Source organism: Ruegeria sp. AD11(2025) (genome assembly GCF_056542405.1).
Map to the genome: position 1 here is coordinate 33,620 of NZ_JBQFZU010000007.1, position 20,676 is coordinate 54,295.

The following is a 20,676-nucleotide window of genomic DNA, read 5'->3' on the forward strand; positions in this document are numbered from 1 at the left end:
TTGGCGGTACCATCAAAAAACCGAGCTGCCCTACATCAACATAACGAACTTCTATGATCGGTTGAATACCAAGAGGATTTCCACTCGATCAAAGGAGCCCTTGCTTATTTTTTTTGCGCAATAGACCCTATTTTTTTCCTTTTGCCCCATCTGTTGGCATGATCTGGATCTTGGAGATTCTGCCGCTGAGCACAGGCCGGACCGCAGGACCCATGAGTGCGCGGCGCAGGGCGATCAGGTAACACAACCAACTGCAGCACCAGAACAGGGCGGCGGTGTTTTCCAGAAGCTTGCCAGAAACAGATAACGGTGCGGCAAGGCGGGTTACGATGGCGCACCACAGCAACACCATGGCACAGGTCAGACTTCGTGGTGCGCGTAGTGAACCCTCTGAAGTATGGGATGCGGCGCGGCCAGTGAAGGCCATGACCATGCCAGAGATCGCCCCAATGGTGAGGGCGTGCAGGGCATCGCCCGTAGGATAGGCTGCCGGAAGAAACCACACAGAGCCAATAAGCAGCAGTCCAAGTGGGAGGCAGAGAAACGCCGCGTGTAGCCCGAAGAGCAGTGGGTTGTGCCATGTGTCGAAACTGCGCCAGAGCGACATCGCGGCAAGCACGGAAACGGCGGCGATGATCAGCAAGGCATTTGCAATACCGGGAACGTCGTACAACAGAGCAAGCACGCTACAGGCCAGCAACGCGAGGGTGATCAAGCGCAGCCCTTCGTTGTACGGTATGTCTAGCGCAGGCAAGCCTTGATGTTGACGCCAAGTGGTGGTGAAGGCGGGGACGGCACGAACGCCGATGGCGGTGATCAGCATGGCGAAGCCGATCAAAACCGCGCGCACAAGCGACAGGCTGGCCGCGACATCACCGGATTTACTGAGGGTCATGTAAATGGCTTCGACCAGGCCCAGAGCCAGTACAGCGATAGCAAACGGAATTTTGACATAGGCGCCCGCGGCTGCAATGCGACATGTCAGAAGGCCAAACAAAGCGATGTAGTACAGACCATTGCAGACCAGGATCAGGCTGAGAGGGAGGCGGTCAGCCAAGGCCGTTGTAACGCGGCCCAAAGCCCAGAATCCCATCAAAAGCTTCAATACTGTGCCCTGTTCGGGGGGCTTGGCCACCCAGTTGGGCAGGGCAGTCAGGAGGTAGCCGCCCACAGCCAACGCGGCAAAGCCGAACAGCAGCTCATGTACATGCCACAGAACATTTGGCTCAAACGCTGGGGCGGGCAGGCCCAGGCGTACGCTCAGCGGCCACCATCCGACGCAGACAAGTGCCCAGAGTGCCGCGCCGCTGAACATTGGGCGATAGGGCGCGGCCCAGAACGATCTTGAGGTCACTCTGCCGGGACGGCCCGGTCGGCGGACCAGTCCGCGCCACATGCACCTTGCAGGAACCCATCGGAAAAACGGGTGTCCGGCGTGAGGGATTGAAGCTTTGCGGCCGTTGCTTCCGCTGTGGTATCTCCCTGCAGGAGGGCGTGATAGGCGGTGCAAATGGCAGGGAAACCCTGTGATTGCGGAGAAAGGCGAAGGGCAGCGACACCTGCGCGCGCCAATGTCTCGGTCTGGTAGACCGCGGCGGCGTGCGTGTCTGACAGGGTCTGCACACCGTTCATAGTCATGAACGGCTGACCTTCCAGCGTTTTCACCTCCAGCCCGTCCGGATCGTCTTCGCAGGCAAATTGGCAGTTGTCTTTGGTGCGGCCATGCAGGCGTGCGTGATAGCAGCGGCCCGAGATCGCCAAGGGCAGGCGGCCATGGCCCCAGACCTCAATGGCGACACCAAGATCGGCGGCGGTTTTGGCCAGCACCTCAACGCTTTCCAATGGCAGTTCGGGCGGCAGGCAGACCCGTGTGGCACCCAGCGAGGCAAGCCATGTCAGCGTGCCTTCGTTGTAGACATTGACCAGCGGACCTACCCAGAATGGCGTGCCCTTGGGAAGATGGGGCAGGGCGGAGAGGTCGTTGACCTCGACCGGCAATCCCATTTCGACAAGGTCGGCGGTCAGCTTGCGCTCGCGTTTCAGGGTGACCAGCGCCAGGCTGGTCAGGGCGACCTCTTTGCCTGCGTTTTGCAGCGTGTCGATCGCCTCGGCGATATGCTCTTGATAAAACGGCAGGCGTTTGGAACAGACCAACTCGCCCAGAACGACACGGGCAACGGGGGTGTCGGCCAGTGAGGTGTGAAACTCCAGCCAACGGTCTTTGGACCAGAAGAACTGGGTCGGCCCAGCAGTGAGATCCATGGCTTATCTCCAGGTTTTCTTATAGGCGCCGGTGGTCATGGCCTGACCCTCGGACAGACGGGCCAACATGCCCTCGGGCAGCGGACGGCCTGCATCCAGCGCATCCACGGCGGCGCGGAAGTTGCGCACCACTTGCGCCACGTAGGAACGCGACCGTTGGCGGCCTTCGATCTTGAGCGCGGTGACGCCCGCCTTTTGCAGCTGCGGGATCAGCTTCTCAGCGTTCAGGCTGACCGGGTCTTCGAACAGGTGGCCGGTTTTTTCACCTGCGCTGAAGCATCCTTTGCACAGGGTCGGGTAAGGGGCGGCTTCGCCTTTGTTGACGCGGTGAATGATGTAACCGCCCAAACGCGCATCCAGCACCCCGTTTTCGTCACGGTATTCCACATGACTTGCCGGAGAGCAGACGCCGTTCATGTTGGGCGATTTACCGGTGGCATAGGACGACAGCGAACAGCGGCCCTCGGCCATCACACAAAGACCACCAAAGACGAACACCTCGGTTTCAACCTCGGTTTCGGCGTTGATCGCGGCGATTTCCGGCACTGAAAGCACGCGCGGCAGCACCACACGTTTCACGCCAAAGGTTTCGGCATAGTAGTTGATGACTTCCGCATTGGCGGCGGCTGCCTGTACCGACAGGTGACGGCGCAGGCCGGGGTGATGGCGCGCGGTGTGGGCCAGAAGGCCGGCATCGGCCAGGATCACCGCATCGGCACCGCAAGCTTCGGCATCGGCCACGGCGCTGTGCCAGATGGCCTCGTGCCCGGCGCGCGGAAAAGTGTTGATGGCGACCAGAACCTTGGCACCATGCTGGTGGGCAAAGGCCACGCCCTCGCGCATTTCCGCGCGGTCGAAGTTCAGGCCGGGAAAGTTCCGGGCGTTGGTTTCATCGGCAAAGCCGCAGTAAACCGTGTGTGCGCCCGCTTTTACTGCCGCACGCAACGCGGCGGGGGTGCCGGCGGGGCAGACAATTTCCATTACCATAGTTCTGCCTCTTCAGGTCTGCTCAGGTTAACGCCGGTTCGTCGCTCGATCAGTGAAAGAACCCTCTGCATGGAATGCGCCAATGGACCGGACAGGTCCGAGAGTTCCTGCGCGAAGTCCAGCTCGGCATCGTCGACGGCGTTGCGCAAGGCCAGCGCGGCGGCCGTATCGCCTTCGATCACCAGATCGCGGGAAAAGAACAGCGCGTCCCCATCATAGGCGCCGTGAACAAGGCCCAACAGGGCAGCCAGCGGCCCGGCGATCCTTGCGGCACCTTCTGCCGGGCCGCGCATGACCGTCACGCGCGGGCTTCCACCGTTCGGATCAAGGCAAATCACAAAAGGCAGGTCGGTTGGATCAAGGATGAACCGGGTGTGATCATGCTCTCCAAGCCTGCGGAACATGCCCGGGTGCTTTTGAGCAATCTTGCGGGAAAAGGTGGACAGGATGGCCGACAAGGGGGCGAAAGGCAAAATGCGCAACGGATAGGTGGCCATCTGCGGAAAGCGCGGAATCTGAGCGGGCGATTGGGACAAGCAGGGCTCCTTTGGCACGGTCGACACGTCTCTTGCCGGGCACTGATAAATGTTTGTGCGCGTTCCCAAGTTGATCATTGTCAATTTCGCTGTGGAATTTGGCTGATAGGCAGGCCGGGCTCTCATGAACAGGATCTCCCGTGCGATCTTTGCCCTCCTTCCCCAGCTTGCGCAGTTTCCTTGACTGGTGCGGGGACGCCAATCAGCTACTGACCGTGTCCGAGCCCGTCTCGGTTCGCCACCAAATGACAGCAGTTCACCGCAACGTTCTGGAACGGGCAGGTCCGGTGTTGCGGTTCGATTTTCCGGTGATGGGTGCTGGTATCCCTTCAAAAATGCCGGTTGTCGCGAACCTGTTCGGAACCGCCGAACGTGTATGCGCCGGGCTTGGGGTCAAACCGGAGGAACTGGACGAGATGGGCGCGTTTCTAGCCGCGCTCAAAACTCCGACGCCGCCGGACGGGGTGCGGGACGCCCTGTCGCGCTGGCCGATGTTGAAGGCCGCTCTGGCGACGCGACCCAAGATCACCAAGTCTGGCCCTAGCCAGCAGGTTGTACTGGAAGGGTCGGATATTGATCTGGCCTCCATCCCGGTGCAGACCCATTGGCCGGGCGATGCGGCGCCGCTTGTGACCTGGCCGGTGGTCATCACCCGACCGCACGGTTCCGAGGCGGGCAATGTCACGTCGTATAATGCGGGCATCTACCGCGCACAGGTGTTGGACCGGGATAAGCTGATCATGCGGTGGTTGCCCCATCGCGGCGGCGCGGCCCATCACCGGAGTTGGGCGAAGCGGGGTGAAAAGACTCCGGTTGCCATTGTTCTGGGGGCGGATCCGGCCACGTTGTTGTCTGCCGCGTTGCCTCTTCCCGAGACCGTGTCCGAAATGACTTTTGCAGGCGCGCTCAACGGCGCCCGCCCCCGTATGGTGGCCGCCAAGTCGGTGCCCTTGATGGTTCCGGCCGAGGCCGAGATCATCCTTGAAGGTTGGGTGTCGCCTACCGAAACCGCGCCCGAGGGGCCGTTCGGAGATCACACCGGGTATTACAACCGGGCCGAGCCTTTCCCGGTCATGCAGGTCACTGCCGTGACCCATCGGCAGGACCCGCTGTACCTGTCCACTTATACCGGCCGCCCGCCAGACGAGCCCGCGATCATTGGCGAGGTTTTCAACCGCCTCGCGCTGCCCACTATACGCGCCCAGATTCCTGAGGTCCGCGACCTTTGGCTGCCGCCCGCCGCGTGCTCGTACCGCATGGCCGTTGTCAGTATCGACAAACGCTATCCCGGTCAGGCGCGCCGGGTGATGATGGCGTTGTGGGGGATGCTGCCGCAATTCAGCTATACCAAGATGATCGTGGTAGTCGATGACGACATCGACCCCGCAAACTGGGATGACATCGCCTGGGCGCTTGCCACGCGAATGGACCCGGGTCGGGATGTGATGACGCTGGAGAACACACCGATGGACTACCTGGACTTCGCCTCTCCGCAACCGGGGCTAGCCGGGAAAATGGGCATCGACGCCACGACCAAGATCGAAAGCGAAACCAGCCGGGAATGGGGAACCGTGATGAAAACGGCGAACAAAGACGCGGACTTTGCCGCCGATCTTGTTTCCCGCCTGATGAAAGGAGCGGCGTCATGAGCCAACACCGTGTGATCCTGGGCGTGGCCGGAGCCTCGGGTGCGGCACTCGGGATGTCGGTTGCGCGGCAATTGTCCGGCTTGGACGTCGAAATCGACCTTGTCACCAGCAACGCAGCCAATCGTACGCTTCTTGAAGAGTGTGGAGGTGATGCGTTTGAAACCCTCAGGGGATTGGCAACCCGCCACCATTCCATCGACAACATTGGCGCTAGCATTGCGTCAGGATCGGTCCCGGTGACGGGGATGATCGTGGCACCCTGTTCGATGCGGTCACTGGCGGCAATCGCGCATGGTCTGGATGACAACCTACTAACCCGCGCCGCCAGCGTCCAACTGAAGGAACGCAGGCGTCTGGTCCTGCTGACCCGCGAAGCGCCGCTGACATTGGTACATCTTCGGAACATGACAACCGCCACCGAAATGGGCGCGATTGTCTTGCCGCCTGTACCGGCCTTCTATCTGAAACCGCAATGCGTGTCGGATATCGTCGTCCAGATTGCCGCCCGCGCGATCGATCTGTTGGGAGTATCCGCGCCGGTGGCAAATCAATGGGCCGAAGCAGGAGTGATACCTGGCTCTAGTGCTGAGCCCTTGCGGTCCTGAACAGCAGCAGAAAAACAAACACCGAACCGATCGAGGTTGTCACGATCCCCACCGGCAACTCCTGTGGCGCCAGAAGAAGCCTGCTGAGAATGTCGGATCCCGTCAGCAAGGCCGCACCCACAATCGCCGCCGTGGGTAGAAGCCGATTGTGCAGCGGTCCGGCGATACCGCGGGCGATATGAGGCACCATCAGGCCGACAAAGCCGATCACACCTGCGACCGAGACGAATACGGCGGTGGCAAGGGCCGCAGTGAAGAACATGCTGAACCTCAGGCCCTGGACCGGTACGCCCAGCGTGGCGGCGGTCAAGTCTCCGGTCAGCAGGGCGTCCAGCCAGCGGCTGCGATACAGCGAATAGGACAGGATCAGCAGCAGTCCGACGCAGACCAGTGGGAAGGTTTCCCAACGTGCCAGACCCAGCCCGCCCAGCATCCAGAAGATGACCGTATGCGCCGCGCGGCTGTCGCCCGCGAAGATCAGATAATTGGTGATGGCCGAGAACAGGAAGGAAACCGCCAGTCCGGCAAGGATCAGTTTTTCCGGTGCGCTTGTGCGCATGGCGTGCACCAGCGCAAGCACGATGCCCGACGCCACAAGACCGCCGCAAAACGCCGCCAGCGGCAAGGTCCAGAAACCCAGAATATCGCCGGTCACGGTGATGACGAACACGGCTCCTGCTGCCGCGCCCGAGGATAGACCAAACAGGAAGGGGTCGGCCAGATCGTTGCGCGTGGTGGTCTGCAGAACCACGCCGACAATCCCCAGCCCGGCACCAATGACGGCCGCGAACAATGCGCGGGGCAGGCGCAGGTCAAACACGATCCGGTGCAGCGCCGACATCTCTCCGTCGATCATCCCGGTGCCCAACAGGACAGCGTTGAATGCGTCTGTCGCTGGAATGGGTGTGGTTCCGTAGACGGTCGAAATCAGCAAAAGGACGGTCAGAACGACCGCCCCCAGCACGAGCACAAGGCTCAATCGGTTCATATCAGTTGAGGCCCGGGTGCATGGCGTTGGCCATTTTCGAGATCGCCTCGATATTTGCCGGTCCAGGGGTTAGTTCCTCGTACCGCAGGCCGATCCAGCGCTCGTTCTTCACGGCGTCGGTTTGTGACATTACCGGATGCTCCTGCAGGAACTTGAATGTATCTCCCGCGCCATTGCCGGTCTGGTAGTCCAGCAACACCAGGAATTCCGGGTTGGATGCGGCAACAGCCTCCCATGAGGTGCGACCCCAGCTGGTGTCCATGTCATGGGTGACGTTCTCGCCGCCGGCGGCCGCGATCATCGCATCGGGAATGGCGAATTTACCGGCGGTGAAGGGCGCGTCTGCCGGGCCATCCAGCAGGAAGACACGCGGTTTGGCCAGATCGGCGGTCTGTGCTTCGATCGCGGCCAGTTCTTCTTTCCAGCCGCCGACCAGTGCTTCCGCCTTGTCGTCGACATGCATGACCTTGCCCAGACGCAGCACATCGTCGAACAACAGATTCATGCTGGCTTCGGGGCGATCCTTGTCCAGATGCACGCAGCTTTCGGTCAGGATCATGGTCTTGATGCCAAAAGGCTCCAGAGTGTCGGGTGTCACGTCGCCGCCAGGTTTCATGCCGTAATACCAACCGGCGAAGAACAGGTCGGGTTCGGCCGCAACCAGATTTTCAACGGTCGGGTATTTCGGCGCAAGTTCGGGGATGTTACCGCGCAGGGTGTCGAATTCGGGGCTGGTCTTGTACCAGCCGGTGATGCCGGTCAGGCCCACGATCTTGTCCTGCAGGCCAAGGGCAAAGGCCATGTCGGTCATGTTCATGTCATGAACGACCAGCCTTTCGGGTTGAGATTCGAAAACCAGCGGTTCACCGCAATTGTCAATCGTTACCTCATGCGCGGAGGCGCTGCCTGCCATGGCGGTGATCAGGGCCGCAGACCAGATATGTTTCATTGGGGAGAGTTTCCTTAAGTTAATTTGAAACTGGGGTTCTTCGGATATCCAGTGCCGGGATCACTCGGCCTTCATGCTGGAAACACAGATAATCGACGCCAAACGTGTCGCGCACATGCGCGGGCGTCAGCACTTCGGCCACGGGGCCGAAACTGGTCAGACGCGTGGATTTCATCAGCGCCACGTGGGTGGCAAACTCGGGGATCATGACCAGATCGTGCACGATCATGACCACCGTGATGCCCAGTTCGGCCACCAGCGACAGCATTCTCCCCTTGGCGTCCGGGTCCAAATGGTTGGTGGGTTCATCCAGAAACAACAGAGACGGGTTTTGCGCCAGGGCGCGGGCGATATGCGCGCGCTGGCGTTCACCGCCGGACAGCAGGGCCATCCGCTTGTCCGCCAGTGAGCCCAGCCCGGTCAGGTCCAGTATCCGATCAAGCTCGACCGCGTGGTCTTCGGCGGATCGGTCTGAGCGGATCGGAATCTGACCCAGCGCTACATAGTCTCGCAGCAGCAGCCGACCGTCCGGGAACTCCTGCTGGCTGACAACGGCGATCATGCGTGCACGGTCTTTGGACGACATCTGTTTCAGGCTGCGCCCATCGACAAGAACGTCGCCCAGAACCATCTCGGCTGCACCGCATAAAAGGTTCAGAAGCGTTGTTTTCCCGGCCCCGTTTGGTCCGGCTATGGCCAAAACCGCACCCCTGTCCAGTTCGAAGGATGCTCCCTGTAGTAGGACGTCGCCGTTGAGTGCGTAGTATTCTAGGCCACGCGCGATCAGAAACGCTGAGTTTGTCACGGGTGCACCTCCACGTTCAGACGGGGCATACGAGCCAAGGTTTTGTTGAACAATGCACGCGGACGGTCAGAAGCATTGGTCCAGCCGTCCCCACTGTCTTGGAATTGCCGCGCAAACTGGGCCAGAGCATCAATGTCCTGCGAGGATTTGACGTCACCAAACAGGTATTGCGCTTTGTCAACAGCCTGAAAGCCTACGGTTGTCGGTCGGTCACAACCAGCCATGCAGGAAACCATGCGTATGGAAAACCCGGAAGGTAGCCGGTGCGTCAGCGCCTTTCCGATCGCTTGCGCGGCGTCCGTGCCGTTGCAGGTCTCGCAAATCAGCAGGAAGTGTTGGGGATCGTTTGCCATTGCCCACTCCGCTTATTGCCGAAGCGAGGTGGCGGCAATGTAATAGCGTAACGCGTTCGTCACTTTGCCTCCTTCCGGGACGCCCCGCCCCGGGTTGATTGAAAACATGATGGCAGGTCTCCTGACTTGCGGGTCTTGGCTTGGCCATCCTTCCCGGCCTGTGGGCCAGTGGATTTATGGCGTCGCTCACCGCTTACAGTTGCGGGGGCAGTCACGGAGTTGGCGCCGGTTAGCGGACCTCACCGTATTCCCTTTTCATCCCCAATTGGGGGAACCATCATCAGATTGACTGCCCGAGATCGCCCAGTGCGTCAATATGAAAGTTTCATCCTGTTCGTTCGTTACCGGCCAGCTCTGAGGCATAAGGGTGGCCAGTTAAGGACGTTGTTCGCAAAAACTGGCTGGAATGATCTCGGCAGGGAGATAGACTCAGATCATGCGATATTGGTTTCACCTTGCAACGATTCTGGCATTGAGCCTGTGCGGTTCTTCTGCGCTGGCGGCACCGGGGGCTGAACTGGAATGGTCCGAATTGCCTGACCCGTCCGTTCAGGTCTTCGAAGACCCCTACCGCGATCTCAGCCCGGAGCAGTTCGACGATCTGATTTTCGTCGTGCGCCTGCGCGGCAGGCTGCGTCAGGAAGTGGGCAGCCCCGATGAGCGGCGGAAGTGGCAGGAGCTTCTGGTCGAAACCGAGGAAGCCCTGGCTGCGGACGGCATCGATATCGACTGGCTGCTGGACCAGCGACTTGTCGTCGCCCAGCGCCGGGATCGTGCCGGTGCGGCCGGAAACCCTGAATTCGACGGTCAAACGGTGACGCTGGCGGGGTTTGCCATTCCGGCGCCGCCCGATGCGGATGGGCACCCCATCGCTTATCTGGTGCCTCAGCCCGGGATGTGCAGCCACTTGCCGCCGCCGCCGCCCAATCAGATGATCCGGGTACGGCTGAACGGCGACTGGGAGCCCGGTTACGTCCACGAGCCGGTTCGTTTGACCGGAAAGCTGACCATCGATCCGTCAGAACAAAACACAATGGTGGTGGATGGGCTGATGCCCATGCGCGCGACGTTCCAGCTGGAGGCCGACAGTGTCGAAACCCTGGAAACACAGGGCGGCGGACTGAAGTGGACGCAGAGCTCGGCCGAACGCTTCCGTGCTGCAGGCAACAGCAAAACCGGCGCGGAGAAGGCGTCTGAGTGACGGGATCACCGGATCGCCCCCCAGGCTGCCTTGCCGATTTCCTCCTGAACAGAACCGATCGTCTTTGGGATTTGAAAAACCTTAATTTCAGGGTGCGCTGAGATTTCTTTTTAGGTGTACAAGTGACGACGATTTGAGCCTCTTCAGAGGTGCTGGATGTATTGATGACACCCATTAACCTTGCAGAGGTTGACCTCGCGGGCGGCGAACAGCGCATGCCGCTGGTGCGCTATTCCCGGCTGTACAGGGCGATTGGCTCATCTATGCGCAGGTATTCGAACGCCGAAACATCGCGATCTTCGCCGAACATCGGGTCAAGTCGAACGCGATGGAATGGCTGGTGGCCTGTGCGATAGTCTATCAGCCCGACCCGGAGCCTTCGCAATATCATGCACTTGCGATGGAAGTCATGAAACGGCAGGGTTGAACGGGCTGTAAATCGCCCTTTATCACAAAGGTGTCGGCAACCCTTTCGAGCCCCAGTGGTCTTGGATATGACGGGTGGAACGCCGCCAAAGTCCTGCCTGCGTAGAACGATCAGGAGCGCATCTATGAAGTATCGCCGTCCGGCCCTTGCCGCCATTCTCTGTGCGCTGCCTGTTGCGGCTCTGGCCGAAACCACGCAAGTCGAGCCGGGCCTGATGGTCGAGCTGAATGCGGTGGAAGAGGTCGAAAGCGCCTGCCGCCTGACCTTTCTGGTCGAAAACCAAACCACAACGTCGATAGACAGTGCCAGTTATCAGGTGGTTATATTCGATGCCGCGGGTGTTTTCGAACGGATCACTCTTTTCGGGTTTCGGGACCTGCCGGCAGAACGCCCGCGGGTGCGTCAGTTTGATATCCGAGGCATCACCTGCGAAAACCTCGGGCGTGTTCTGATCAATGGCGTAAGCAGCTGCACCGTCGGAGGTGCTGACAGCGATATCTGCGACCAGACACCAACCTTGCACAGCCGAACAGAAGTGGAGCTTTTGGGATGAGTTTTCTTGACGCCCTGCGCGAAATCCTGGCCCTTGGCGGGCCAGTTGTCGCCATCCTGATCGCCATGTCCGTGGTGACGCTTGCGGTGACGCTTTACAAGCTCTGGCAATTCGCCGCTTCGGGTGTAGGACGGCACCGTGTGTTGTCGCAGGCGCTGGCAGCGTGGGATGCCGGTGATCACCAGACCGCCCGCGCGCGTCTGGCCAAAAGCCACAGCTACCTAGCACCGCTGGTCGGGGTTGCGATGGACGCACCGGATGCGCCCGGCCTGGATCAACGGCTGGATGCCGAGGCCGGGCTGGCGCTTGCCGGGCTGGAACGCGGTTTCCGCTTGCTGGATACAGTGGCGCAACTGGCGCCTTTGCTGGGTCTGTTCGGCACTGTTCTGGGCATGATCGAAGCGTTTCGCAGCCTGCAATCCGCTGGGTCTTCGGTTGACCCGTCGCTGTTGGCGGGCGGCATCTGGGTGGCACTGGTGACAACGGCTGTGGGTCTGGCGGTGGCGATGCCGACCTCGATGGTGCTGTCCTGGTTCGAAAGTCGCACCGCGCGCGAACGGGTGTTTGCTGACAAAGCCCTGCGCACGGTTCTCGTACCGGGGCGGGCGATTCCGCTGGCCGAAGATGCGCAACCCATGGCGGCCACGCCCGGACATGCGTAACCCCGCACCCTTTGTCAGACGACCCATGGCGATGACACCGCTCATCGACGTGATCTTTCTGCTGTTGCTGTTCTTCATGCTGACCTCGACCTTTTCGAAATACGGTGAGATCGAGCTCAGCAACGCCACGACGGGGGGCGCATCGACGGACACGCCACAAAACCGCGCCTTTGTCCAAATAGGGGCTGAGCGACTGGTGCTGAATGGCGCACCCGTGACGCTGGAGGAATTGACGGCGCAGGTAACCACCGGGCAGGTGCTTGTCAGCCTCGATCCTGACACCACGGCGCAACGGCTGGTGGATCTTCTGGTTCTGTTGCGCGGGCGCGAGGGCCTGAGCGTGCTGGTGCTGGAATGATCCGCTATAGCCGCCCCCGCCGCAAACGCGACTCGACCATTGCGCTGATCAATGTCGTGTTTTTGATGCTGATCTTCTTTCTGATCGCGGGCACGGTGGCCACACCGCTGGACCCCGATCTGAATTTGGTCGACACCTCTGAATTGGACGGGCGCGAGCCGCCGGACGCGTTGGTGCTGCACCAGGACGGCACGCTCAGCTTTCGCGGAGCGCCGATAGAGCCGACAACATATATGGCCGGGCGCGACCCCGGGCCGGTGCGGATCGTGCCGGATCGCGAAGCCTCGGGCGCGCGGCTGATCGAAGTGACCGGAGAGCTGCGCCGTTTGGGTGCGGCATCCGTCTTTGTCGTGACCGAGAAGGCGCTGGAATGATCCGGGGGTCGGTCGTCATCGCGGCCCTTGCCGCGCTGCTCTCTCTGTTTTTGCACCTGATGGGGCTGAGCCTGACCGCACCCAGATTGACGCAACAGTCGGCTGACGATGGTCGAAGGGATTCAGTCGAGCTGAGCAACAGCTTCGAAGACCTTGTGGACACCATCGCCGAACCGGTTGAACCCGAACCGCCCGAGGCCCCCGAGCCCGCTGTGGAGGACCCCCCGGAACCCGCGCCCGAACCTGCTGAGATTCCGACCACCGAGGTGCATGTGGCCTCGGACGACCCGCAGAAAACTTTTTCCCCCGACACTGGCACGTCCGAAATCCTGCAGCCTGTCGCGCCCGAGCCGGTCGAGGCCGAGGCTCCCGAAACTCAGGACACCGCGGATGGCGACAAATCTGCCAGCGATGATGTGGAGGAGACCCCGCCGGTCGAGGAAGCGGAGGTTGCCGAAGCGCCCGAAGGCAGCCCCGAGGCCACGGAACCGGCAGAGGAAACCCCGGCGGCACCTGAACCCACCGAGGCCGAGCAGATCGCGGCCCTGCCGGAGCCAGCAGAAAACCCCGTGCCCTCGGTTGCGCCGGTCGTGCCTTCTGAAAGTGAAACACTTGAGACCGATATCCCCGCCACACCGGCCGAGCCAGTGCCCGACGCTGACGAAAGCAACGAGGAACCGGAGCAGGCGCTGACGTCTTCGATCCGACCACGCCTGCCGGACCGGCTTGCGCAGCCAGATCCTCCGGCCACGCTGCGCGGGGCACGGGATTTCAGTGACCTGCGATATCCGACGCAAGAGGTTGAATCGCCCCTGACCACCTATCGGCGCCAGGGCAAGGATCTGTTCACCTCGGGCAGCAGCGGCACTCGTTCGGGTGGGCGGGGTCCCGGAAACTCGGACAGAACCAATTATGCCGGGAAAGTTCTGGTGCATCTGAACCGCGCACCGATCGTCTACACAGCGGCGCGAGGCTTTGCGCGGGTGTTTTTCGTGATCAACCCGGACGGAACCCTGGCCTATGTCGAAGTCGTGGATACCAATGGCTCACCAGATCTTGAACGGGCGGCCAAGGCGCAGGTCCAAGCGGCTTCTCCTTTTCCGAGACCACCCGGGGGCGTTAGCCGATCGCTGTCATTTGTCTATTCCAGCAAATGAGCCGCCGGTGACTTACAGTTTCTCGAAATACAGAATGACCTCACCCAGCCGTACGCCATAGCGCGAAACATAGGCGCGGTTCAGCAGCCGATCATCACTCAGCAACCACATCCAATCGTCGAAATTTACCCGCATAGTGCCGTCTTTCACCGGCAGGTCGATCTTGTATGTCCAGTTAAACGTATCCCCGCGCTCGATCCCGCTGGCGGTCCCCAACACACCCGGAGCGGTGCCGGTCCAGCTATCCTCGCCGGTTTTGGTCAGGGTCCAGATACGTTGTTCGGTCGCGCCATCGTCATAGACGAAATCTTCAACCAGCGTCAGGGTTTCCCCATCCCATGTGCCGTCGATTTGGACCATAAAGCGGCGGGGTACATTGCCCAGCACATCCTGAAACTGACCATAGGCGACGGTTTTGCCCTCAAAAAACTCCTCAAGGTTCAGTTGTCGGTCGGACAGGAAGGTCTTGGGCACGCGCGGCTTTGCCGAACAGGCGGCCAGCGCCGCCAGCCCAATGACGGCAAGAGCTGCTATCAGAAACCGGCGCGAGGTCATTGCAACGTCCTCGATTCCGCCTTGGCGTCATAGCCGTTCGATCCGCTGACATGGGTGGACTTTGCCTCGGGCGCCGGGCGCATGGTGGCAACCAACTCGGCGACCTTGATACCGAACTTCCGCATCTCGGACCGGTTCATGATCACGCCGTTTTCGGTCAGATACATCCAATCGGTGACATCCAGCGTGTGCCCGCCTGCATCCTTTGGCAGGGTGATTTTGTAGGTTAGTTTGACGGTGGAACCGGAAATGGTGCCGTGGCCTTCCCCCACGATATCGTCTGCCGTGGCGATAAACGTGTTTCCGGTGCCCAGAGTCAGGTACCACTTACGGGTCATTGTCTTGCCGTTGGAATAGGTGAAATACTCGGCCAGCGTGCCGGTATTGCCATTCCATTCGCCAACCATGCGGGCGACAAAGCTGTTCGACATCTTGCCGTTGGGCCCATAGATCAGCCCTTCGGAGAGGATCTCACCATTCAGGTTCTTCTTCATTTCGAAAGCAGGCCCGGTGCCCGTGTAATCCGATGGCGCTTGCGACCGGAAACTCAGAAACCGGCGCTGGGCGATGATCAGGGCGAGGATGGCGAGCAGAAGGATGGCAACGACAGTCATTTGGCTGAGACCTCCGTAGGCAGCGTCAGAACCAGCCCGAACGCGCCGAGTTTCAGGATACAGGGCAGTACGGCATAGGCGAGGGTGAGTGTCCTCAACGCTTCCGTCGAATTCGCCTGCCCGGGCGTGAACCCGCTGCGCTCCAGCAGCGGCAGAGTGAAAAAAGCAGCCAGCGCAAGGCCAAGCTTGCCCGCGAAGGACCAGATGCCGAAAGCGGCCGAGGCGTTCAGCCCCGCGCGTGTCAGCACCACCGAGAACATGGCGGGCAGCACCACCATATCCGCGCCCAACGCCGCGCCCGAGGTCAGGCAGATCAGCGCAAACCCGGTCAGGTTTCCGGTGGACAGCAGGGCGGCGCCGATGAAACCCGCAATCGACAGCGGCATGGCGATCATCAGAGTCTGTTTCGGGCCAATTCGGTTGCTGAGCTTGGCCCAGAGCGGCACGCTTGCCCCGGCGCTGAGGAAGAACAGGATCAGCAACGGCCCGGCTTTTCCGGGCAATTGCAGCCGGTCTTCGACAAAGAACAGGAACAAAGTCGAGGTGATCGCAACCGGCAGGCTGTTGACCAGCGCCAGTAAGAGAAGCCGCAACGCGCCGGCCTGCCCGAGACCGGCAAAGGAAAGGCTCTCACCGGTGATCGGCGCGCGACGCCACATTGGCAGGGTCACGGTTAGTGTCAGGATGGCGAGCAGCCCCAAAAACAGGCCGAACGCCGGATAACCTTGCGCGCTGGCCCCGAAGGCAACGAACAGGGCCGGGGCGCTTGCGGCGAGGATAACGCCGGTCAGTTGCCCACCTTCGCGCCATGCGGCCAGCGTCATCAGCTCTTTGGGGTCAGGGCGCTTGGCCAGCGTCGCGCTGCGACCATAAAGCAGGATGGTGCCAAGGCTATAGGCCGAGAACAAAAGTATCAAAACAGACACTAACAAAGCAACATTGGCTCCATCGGGCAAGCCAAACAACAAGGGAAACCCGATCGCCAGGCCAATTGCAGCGGCGGCTGCAAACAGCGCCTGGGCGTTTGGCCAACGGTCGATTGCCCAGCCAATCAGCGGGTCCTGCACCAGATCGACAAGTCGGATCACCAGCAGAACGGTACCGATAACTCCCAACCCGATGCCCAGATTGACGGCGGCAAAGCGCGGTAGGTGGATATACAGCGGGATACCCGCCGCAGCCAGCATCAGCGCATAGAGACTGACCCTCGGATACAGCATCACTGCCCGCGCAGTTTTTGCGTAAACGCAGCTGATCGGGTGTTCTCGCCCAGGAAGACGGACATGAAGCTGCGTTTGATGCCCGGATAGGTCATCGTGCAGGTCTTGCGCCCGTTCAGCCAAAACGAGACAGCGTCCGGTCCGTCTGATACCGCCAGGTAACGATCACCCTTGTTGACGGCTTTGAAGCAGGCCTGAAGCTGATCACGCACCGGGGCTGGGCGGCCAATGCGCGCCATTTCGTCCAAGGTTGAATTGATCAACGCCTTTTGGGTCAAGTTTCTGCGGTATTTTAGCTCCAGCCCGAAATCCTCAGTCCAGTTGAACGCGGCACCGCCCGGAGTGAACAGTTGCGCGTCGTATAGCGGGAAGCCCAGATACCGGAACGTCGCGGTGCCACGCAGCTGGGCGTCGTCCAAAGCGTTCAGCCCGGAAGACGCTTCCAACCCGACCGGGGTCAGCACGGCAAGCGACAGAAATGCCGCGCGAAGAGTATTAAATCCCGGCCGAGGCAGGGATGGCCGGACCTTTTGCAAGAATTCCATTGTCAGCTCCGAGTGTCTGCGGGGTGCCGTTCATGCGCTCGACGACATGCATCGCGCTGGCAATCCCGTCTTCGTGAAAGCCATGCCGGTTATACGCACCGGCAAACCAGGTTCGGTTCTGTCCCTGCATCTCGCGGATTTGCCCTTGTGCTCTGAGGGCGGCTTTGTCGAACACCGGATGGGCAAATTCGACCTGATCATAGATTTTATCCGCGCGAATCTCTGACGACGCGTTCAGCGTTACGAACAGCGGATCGCTGTCCGGAATGTTCTGCAAGCGGTTCATCCAATAGGTAACCCCGACATTCCCTGCTTGCGAGCGGTAGGTCCAACTGGACCAACACGCCCGACGGCGGGGCATCTGGCTTGGATCGCAATGAAGGATGGCAGTGTTGGGTTGATAACGAATAGACCCTAATGCAGCCTTTTCTGCATCGGTTGCCGCCTCACCCAGAATGGCCAGCGACTGGTCGGAATGGGTGGCGAGGATGATCTCATCAAACAGATCGGCCTGGCCCTGGCTGTGCACGGTCACACCGGTTTCATCGCGCTGGATTCGGTCGACAGGAGACGCCAGCCGGATTTCGCTGCCACGGGCGCGCAGGGCGGCGTCGATGCGGCGGACATATTCAATGCTTCCGCCTTTGACCGTGTACCACTGATGCTGTTTGACCCGACCACTGGCCAGCAGGGCGTGGTTTTTGAAAAACTGCACCAGCGAACGCGCCGGGAACTGATCCACGAACTCCACCGGGGTGGACCAGATCGCACCGCACATCGGCATCAGATAGTTGTGGCGGAACCAATAGCCCAGGCGCAACTGGTCTACCAGCTCTCCGATTGTCGTGTCGTCATCCTGTGCGGCCTCGGGCGCCTCTTTGCTGAAGCGCAGGATGTCAGCGATCATCTTGTAATAAGCCGGGCGCGCGAGGTTGCGTTTCTGCGCCGTCAGCGTGCGCAGGTTGTTCAGCCCGTATTCGATGCGGCCATCGTCGATGGTTGCGCCAAAGCTCATCTCGGATTTCGTGACCGGCACGTTCAACTCGTCGAACAACCGCGTCAGATAGGGGTAGGTGGCATAGTTGAACACGATGAACCCGGTATCAACGGGCTGATCCCCGTTCTTGCCGGCCATCACAGTGCGCGCGTGCCCGCCCAGTCGGGGCTCGGCCTCAAACACTGTCACGTCGTTGGTTTCGGAAAGATAGTAAGCAGCCGACAGACCTGAGATTCCTGCACCTACTACTGCGATTTTCTTGCGCGCGCCGCGGGTTTCGTCGAACATGCCATCCTCTTTGTGCGACATTTTACAATAGGATACGCAGCATATGCGGGGGTGGATCAATCAGTTTAGAAGTTTTTCTCAGATGCACTATGTCGTGAGGCTAAGTGAGGTGATCCAGCCGTTTTGCTCAGCCGTAGAACCTGCATTACAACAGATACGGCGAAGGCATGAGCAATTTTGACGGAAAAACCTATTGGATCGTCGGCGCCAGCGAAGGGCTGGGACGGGCGCTGGCCCAAGCTCTGAGCCGCGAGGGTGCACATCTGATCCTGTCCGCGCGCAATGCCGACCGTCTGGCCGAGATTTGCGAAGCGCTTCCCAATGCGCGGGCCGTGCCCTGTGATGTGACTGATCTGGACACCGTGCGCCGTGCGGCGGTTGAGGTCGGAAAGGTGGACGGGCTGGTCTACAATGCCGGGGCCTATGAGCCGATGCGCTCGGGCGATTGGGATACCGAGGCCGTTTTGGCGATGACCGAAGTGAACTATACCGGCGCGCTGCGGGTTCTGGGAGAAACAGTGCCGCGGTTTGTGCGCGAGGGCCGGGGGGATATCACGCTGATCGGGTCTCTGTCCGGCTATCGCGGTCTGCCGGCTGCGGTGGGATATGCTGCCAGCAAGGCGGCTTTGGTCTCGCTGGCGGAAACGATGCGGTTCGATCTGGCGGGCACCGGGGTGACGGTCAGGATCGTCAATCCGGGTTTCATCAAGACGCGCCTCACCGAGAAGAACAGTTTCAAAATGCCGATGCTGATGACCCCCGAAGACGCGGCAGCGCGGGTGGTCAAAGCAATGTCGCGCCGCCGCTTCCGCACCGATTTTCCGGCGCCGTTTTCCTGGGTGATACGGTTGCTGGATTACCTTCCGGACTGGCTGGTCTATCGTGGAAAATAGACCCTAATAAAGGCATTTCTAACCAAACTGCCCTTGGCAGAACCAGCCCGCCGACATGGTGTCGCCATGACCGTAGAACAGCCACAGCCGCTCTCCCTGTTCGGTCACAACAACCCAGTAATCCCGTACACCGCTGCGCCAGTTGGGGTCATCCAGCCACCATTCCGGCGCGATCCGTTCCGGCCCGGTGGCCTGTGCCAGTTGCCAGTCGCGCCCGCGCCAGCGAAAGGCACTGGGCACGTCCGGGGTTTCCGGGGCCATCACCGGTTCGGGCTGCCACATCTGCAAGGGGCGCGGGCGCGGTGGGGCGGGCCAGTCGCGCGCGGGTTCGGACCATGCGGCGGCCAGCGTCTGCGCGGTTTTCTCGGGGATATGCGAGGCTGCCGGGTGGCGTCGGGTGATTGCGTCCAGCCCCACTCGTGCGCCCAGCTTGCCGATCAGGTCGTCCACGGCGGTGTTACCCTCCAAACGTTCGCGGGCCACGCGGCGAGCCTCGGCATGACCAGCCACCGTGCGGGCGTGGATGGGCTCAGACTGGATCGCCTCAAGCCGCAACATGTCGATGCCATAACCTGCATCGATCTTATCGATTTTCATCTCTAACAAAGGGCGAATACGGTGTCTGTCATGGGTCGGACGGGCCAGGCCGACCTCGATGATCTCAGCCGCCTGATCGGCGCGGTGCGCCTCAAGCCGCAGGGTGCGGACGCCGCGCCCTTTCTCTTCCAGCTTGGTGCAGAGCGTTGGTAGGACCCGGTCAATGGCGGCCATCACGTCTTCAACCAGCCCGATCGGGTTGGGCAGGGTTATCCGCACCGCAAAGTGATGCGGCGGACGGGCGGGTGAGACCGGCTCGGGCGCGCTGCCCATGGCCTGATCCAGCCGCAGCACCAGCCCGCGCCCGAACCGTCGCGCCAAACTGGCACGCGGCTGGCCCAGCAGATCGCCGATCCGTCGCAGACCCAGCCGGTTCAACTGCGCGACCGCCTGATCCTCCAGCCGCAGCGCCGCGATGGGCAGAGGGCTGAGTGCGCCATAGGACTGTCCCGGGGCTGCAATCCGTGCGCCGCCGCCCAGGGCCATCACCTGTGGCGCGGCCCCACCTCTGGTCCAGTGCCGCCGTTTGCCTGCCCGGGCACGGGTGGCGCGGGCCTCTTGGCTGATGGCGTCGCCATTGCGGTCGGACGTGGCCTCTTGCCCTGCGTACCGCGCCAGTGCCCAGGCCGCGCCCAGCGTATCAGCGATGCCCATCTGCACGCTCAGGCCCATATCGGCGCAGTCAATCTCAAGAACGCTCAGCAACGCCTCTTCTCCACCGAACAGATGGGCGCAGCCAGACAGGTCGACGATCAACCCGTCCGGCGATTCCTCGGCCACCCATGGGCTGAACTTGCCCGCCCAGCGGCGTAAGGCGGTCAGAAACGCGGCCTCGGCCGGGGCATTGCGAGGGCGCGTTACAAGGTTTGCGCACATGGCATGAGCGTCGCGCACCGGCTGACCCACGCGCAGACCCGCGGCTTGCGCATCCGCGTTCAGCGAGGTGATGACCTGCATGTTCGACTGCTCGGCCACCACTGCCAAAGGCCCATCCTGCAGGCCCCGCGCGGCGCGGACCAGCCGTTCAGCCCCCAGACGGGGGAACCACAGTGAGAGTATTCGGCGTTTGGGCATTGGCAGATATCAAAATGTTCCCATTTT

The 20,676-nt window shown here is 61.1% G+C and carries 23 protein-coding genes and 1 riboswitch; of the genes, 9 read left to right on the forward strand and 14 right to left on the reverse strand.

Annotated elements, in window-relative coordinates:
- Positions 1-127: 127 nt before the first annotated feature.
- From ACR1XY_RS08750 to ubiT, 4 genes are read right to left on the reverse strand one after another with little or no spacing between them, the layout of a single operon-like run.
- Complete coding sequence (locus ACR1XY_RS08750) at positions 128-1,354, reverse strand: NnrS family protein (protein ID WP_480592234.1); 1,227 nt, start codon at positions 1,352-1,354, stop codon at positions 128-130.
- On the reverse strand, positions 1,351-2,262 hold the full coding sequence (ubiV, locus tag ACR1XY_RS08755) for a ubiquinone anaerobic biosynthesis protein UbiV (RefSeq protein WP_480592236.1): 912 nt from the start codon (positions 2,260-2,262) through the stop codon (positions 1,351-1,353). Before ubiV ends, ACR1XY_RS08750 begins: the two co-directional genes overlap by 4 nt.
- 3 nt (positions 2,263-2,265) lie before the next feature.
- Positions 2,266-3,243: a ubiquinone anaerobic biosynthesis protein UbiU gene (gene ubiU, locus ACR1XY_RS08760; RefSeq protein WP_480592565.1), complete on the reverse strand. Its 978-nt coding sequence runs from the start codon at positions 3,241-3,243 to the stop codon at positions 2,266-2,268.
- Entirely contained in the window at positions 3,243-3,785 is a 543-nt protein-coding gene (gene ubiT, locus ACR1XY_RS08765; RefSeq protein WP_480592238.1) for a ubiquinone anaerobic biosynthesis accessory factor UbiT, read from the reverse strand. Before ubiT ends, ubiU begins: the two co-directional genes overlap by 1 nt.
- Before the next feature lie 140 nt (positions 3,786-3,925).
- On the opposite strand from ubiT, the gene ACR1XY_RS08770 reads away from it, so the two are divergent.
- Together ACR1XY_RS08770 and ACR1XY_RS08775 are read left to right on the forward strand one after the other, a co-directional pair.
- Positions 3,926-5,434: a UbiD family decarboxylase gene (locus ACR1XY_RS08770; RefSeq protein ID WP_480592242.1), complete on the forward strand. Its 1,509-nt coding sequence runs from the start codon at positions 3,926-3,928 to the stop codon at positions 5,432-5,434.
- Positions 5,431-6,039, forward strand: a complete 609-nt coding sequence (locus tag ACR1XY_RS08775; RefSeq protein WP_480592244.1) for a UbiX family flavin prenyltransferase — start codon at positions 5,431-5,433, stop codon at positions 6,037-6,039. Before ACR1XY_RS08770 ends, ACR1XY_RS08775 begins: the two co-directional genes overlap by 4 nt.
- Here the strand turns inward: ACR1XY_RS08775 and ACR1XY_RS08780 are convergent.
- Genes ACR1XY_RS08780 through ACR1XY_RS08795 form a run of 4 tightly spaced genes read right to left on the reverse strand, consistent with a single transcriptional unit; the run spans position 6,014 to position 9,134 of the window.
- Entirely contained in the window at positions 6,014-7,027 is a 1,014-nt protein-coding gene (locus ACR1XY_RS08780; RefSeq protein WP_480592246.1) for a FecCD family ABC transporter permease, read from the reverse strand. The two genes, ACR1XY_RS08775 and ACR1XY_RS08780, sit on opposite strands and share 26 nt — an antisense overlap.
- A gap of 1 nt (position 7,028) precedes the next feature.
- On the reverse strand, positions 7,029-7,976 hold the full coding sequence (locus tag ACR1XY_RS08785) for an ABC transporter substrate-binding protein (RefSeq protein WP_480592248.1): 948 nt from the start codon (positions 7,974-7,976) through the stop codon (positions 7,029-7,031).
- A gap of 19 nt (positions 7,977-7,995) precedes the next feature.
- Complete coding sequence (locus ACR1XY_RS08790) at positions 7,996-8,781, reverse strand: ABC transporter ATP-binding protein (protein WP_480592250.1); 786 nt, start codon at positions 8,779-8,781, stop codon at positions 7,996-7,998.
- Positions 8,778-9,134: a DUF1636 family protein gene (locus ACR1XY_RS08795; protein WP_480592252.1), complete on the reverse strand. Its 357-nt coding sequence runs from the start codon at positions 9,132-9,134 to the stop codon at positions 8,778-8,780. The genes ACR1XY_RS08790 and ACR1XY_RS08795 overlap by 4 nt, the downstream gene beginning before the upstream one ends.
- 94 nt (positions 9,135-9,228) lie before the next feature.
- A riboswitch (cobalamin riboswitch) is annotated at positions 9,229-9,428 on the reverse strand.
- Positions 9,429-9,570: 142 nt separating this feature from the next.
- Between ACR1XY_RS08795 and ACR1XY_RS08800 the strand changes: the two genes are divergently transcribed.
- From ACR1XY_RS08800 to ACR1XY_RS08825, 6 genes are all read left to right on the forward strand, one after another.
- The gene (locus ACR1XY_RS08800) at positions 9,571-10,335 is read left to right on the forward strand and encodes a DUF3299 domain-containing protein (RefSeq protein ID WP_480592254.1); all 765 of its coding nucleotides are present in this window, start codon (positions 9,571-9,573) and stop codon (positions 10,333-10,335) included.
- 551 nt (positions 10,336-10,886) lie between these two features.
- Positions 10,887-11,315 (forward strand): hypothetical protein, encoded by a 429-nt coding sequence (locus ACR1XY_RS08805; protein ID WP_480592256.1) that lies wholly within the window; start codon positions 10,887-10,889, stop codon positions 11,313-11,315.
- Positions 11,312-11,977: a MotA/TolQ/ExbB proton channel family protein gene (locus ACR1XY_RS08810; RefSeq protein ID WP_480592258.1), complete on the forward strand. Its 666-nt coding sequence runs from the start codon at positions 11,312-11,314 to the stop codon at positions 11,975-11,977. Before ACR1XY_RS08805 ends, ACR1XY_RS08810 begins: the two co-directional genes overlap by 4 nt.
- Positions 11,978-12,002: 25 nt before the next feature.
- Positions 12,003-12,335 (forward strand): biopolymer transporter ExbD, encoded by a 333-nt coding sequence (locus ACR1XY_RS08815; protein ID WP_480592261.1) that lies wholly within the window; start codon positions 12,003-12,005, stop codon positions 12,333-12,335.
- Positions 12,332-12,709, forward strand: a complete 378-nt coding sequence (locus ACR1XY_RS08820; protein ID WP_480592264.1) for an ExbD/TolR family protein — start codon at positions 12,332-12,334, stop codon at positions 12,707-12,709. Before ACR1XY_RS08815 ends, ACR1XY_RS08820 begins: the two co-directional genes overlap by 4 nt.
- Positions 12,706-13,866: an energy transducer TonB family protein gene (locus ACR1XY_RS08825; protein WP_480592267.1), complete on the forward strand. Its 1,161-nt coding sequence runs from the start codon at positions 12,706-12,708 to the stop codon at positions 13,864-13,866. The genes ACR1XY_RS08820 and ACR1XY_RS08825 overlap by 4 nt, the downstream gene beginning before the upstream one ends.
- A 12-nt stretch (positions 13,867-13,878) precedes the next feature.
- On the opposite strand, the gene ACR1XY_RS08830 is transcribed toward ACR1XY_RS08825, so the two are convergent.
- Genes ACR1XY_RS08830 through ACR1XY_RS08850 form a run of 5 tightly spaced genes read right to left on the reverse strand, consistent with a single transcriptional unit; the run spans position 13,879 to position 18,085 of the window.
- Positions 13,879-14,421: a DUF3833 domain-containing protein gene (locus ACR1XY_RS08830; protein ID WP_480592270.1), complete on the reverse strand. Its 543-nt coding sequence runs from the start codon at positions 14,419-14,421 to the stop codon at positions 13,879-13,881.
- Positions 14,418-15,035, reverse strand: a complete 618-nt coding sequence (locus tag ACR1XY_RS08835) for a DUF3833 domain-containing protein (protein ID WP_480592272.1) — start codon at positions 15,033-15,035, stop codon at positions 14,418-14,420. Before ACR1XY_RS08835 ends, ACR1XY_RS08830 begins: the two co-directional genes overlap by 4 nt.
- Positions 15,032-16,255, reverse strand: a complete 1,224-nt coding sequence (locus ACR1XY_RS08840; protein ID WP_480592274.1) for an MFS transporter — start codon at positions 16,253-16,255, stop codon at positions 15,032-15,034. The genes ACR1XY_RS08835 and ACR1XY_RS08840 overlap by 4 nt, the downstream gene beginning before the upstream one ends.
- A complete protein-coding gene (locus tag ACR1XY_RS08845; RefSeq protein WP_480592276.1) occupies positions 16,255-16,800 on the reverse strand; it encodes a hypothetical protein in 546 nt (181 codons plus the stop codon). The genes ACR1XY_RS08840 and ACR1XY_RS08845 overlap by 1 nt, the downstream gene beginning before the upstream one ends.
- A complete protein-coding gene (locus ACR1XY_RS08850) occupies positions 16,751-18,085 on the reverse strand; it encodes an NAD(P)/FAD-dependent oxidoreductase (RefSeq protein ID WP_480592278.1) in 1,335 nt (444 codons plus the stop codon). The genes ACR1XY_RS08845 and ACR1XY_RS08850 overlap by 50 nt, the downstream gene beginning before the upstream one ends.
- Positions 18,086-18,252: 167 nt before the next feature.
- Here ACR1XY_RS08850 and ACR1XY_RS08855 point away from each other — a divergent pair, with 167 nt between their 5' ends.
- On the forward strand, positions 18,253-18,978 hold the full coding sequence (locus ACR1XY_RS08855) for an SDR family NAD(P)-dependent oxidoreductase (protein ID WP_480592280.1): 726 nt from the start codon (positions 18,253-18,255) through the stop codon (positions 18,976-18,978).
- An 18-nt stretch (positions 18,979-18,996) separates the two neighbouring features.
- Here ACR1XY_RS08855 and ACR1XY_RS08860 read toward each other — a convergent pair whose 3' ends face one another.
- A complete protein-coding gene (locus ACR1XY_RS08860; RefSeq protein ID WP_480592283.1) occupies positions 18,997-20,649 on the reverse strand; it encodes a DUF6504 family protein in 1,653 nt (550 codons plus the stop codon).
- Between the last annotated feature and the right edge of the window lie 27 nt (positions 20,650-20,676).

Bases quoted from the DNA above. Each gene is read 5' to 3' on its own strand.
- ubiV (WP_480592236.1), bottom strand. From the start codon at position 2,262: ATGGATCTCACTGCTGGGCCGACCCAGTTCTTCTGGTCCAAAGACCGT.
- ubiU (WP_480592565.1), bottom strand. From the start codon at position 3,243: ATGGAAATTGTCTGCCCCGCCGGCACCCCCGCCGCGTTGCGTGCGGCA.
- ACR1XY_RS08775 (WP_480592244.1), top strand. From the start codon at position 5,431: ATGAGCCAACACCGTGTGATCCTGGGCGTGGCCGGAGCCTCGGGTGCG.
- ACR1XY_RS08780 (WP_480592246.1), bottom strand. From the start codon at position 7,027: ATGAACCGATTGAGCCTTGTGCTCGTGCTGGGGGCGGTCGTTCTGACC.
- ACR1XY_RS08785 (WP_480592248.1), bottom strand. From the start codon at position 7,976: ATGAAACATATCTGGTCTGCGGCCCTGATCACCGCCATGGCAGGCAGC.
- ACR1XY_RS08795 (WP_480592252.1), bottom strand. From the start codon at position 9,134: ATGGCAAACGATCCCCAACACTTCCTGCTGATTTGCGAGACCTGCAAC.
- ACR1XY_RS08800 (WP_480592254.1), top strand. From the start codon at position 9,571: ATGCGATATTGGTTTCACCTTGCAACGATTCTGGCATTGAGCCTGTGC.
- ACR1XY_RS08805 (WP_480592256.1), top strand. From the start codon at position 10,887: ATGAAGTATCGCCGTCCGGCCCTTGCCGCCATTCTCTGTGCGCTGCCT.
- ACR1XY_RS08810 (WP_480592258.1), top strand. From the start codon at position 11,312: ATGAGTTTTCTTGACGCCCTGCGCGAAATCCTGGCCCTTGGCGGGCCA.
- ACR1XY_RS08815 (WP_480592261.1), top strand. From the start codon at position 12,003: ATGGCGATGACACCGCTCATCGACGTGATCTTTCTGCTGTTGCTGTTC.
- ACR1XY_RS08820 (WP_480592264.1), top strand. From the start codon at position 12,332: ATGATCCGCTATAGCCGCCCCCGCCGCAAACGCGACTCGACCATTGCG.
- ACR1XY_RS08825 (WP_480592267.1), top strand. From the start codon at position 12,706: ATGATCCGGGGGTCGGTCGTCATCGCGGCCCTTGCCGCGCTGCTCTCT.
- ACR1XY_RS08830 (WP_480592270.1), bottom strand. From the start codon at position 14,421: ATGACCTCGCGCCGGTTTCTGATAGCAGCTCTTGCCGTCATTGGGCTG.
- ACR1XY_RS08835 (WP_480592272.1), bottom strand. From the start codon at position 15,035: ATGACTGTCGTTGCCATCCTTCTGCTCGCCATCCTCGCCCTGATCATC.
- ACR1XY_RS08840 (WP_480592274.1), bottom strand. From the start codon at position 16,255: ATGCTGTATCCGAGGGTCAGTCTCTATGCGCTGATGCTGGCTGCGGCG.
- ACR1XY_RS08845 (WP_480592276.1), bottom strand. From the start codon at position 16,800: ATGGAATTCTTGCAAAAGGTCCGGCCATCCCTGCCTCGGCCGGGATTT.
- ACR1XY_RS08850 (WP_480592278.1), bottom strand. From the start codon at position 18,085: ATGTTCGACGAAACCCGCGGCGCGCGCAAGAAAATCGCAGTAGTAGGT.
- ACR1XY_RS08855 (WP_480592280.1), top strand. From the start codon at position 18,253: ATGAGCAATTTTGACGGAAAAACCTATTGGATCGTCGGCGCCAGCGAA.
- ACR1XY_RS08860 (WP_480592283.1), bottom strand. From the start codon at position 20,649: ATGCCCAAACGCCGAATACTCTCACTGTGGTTCCCCCGTCTGGGGGCT.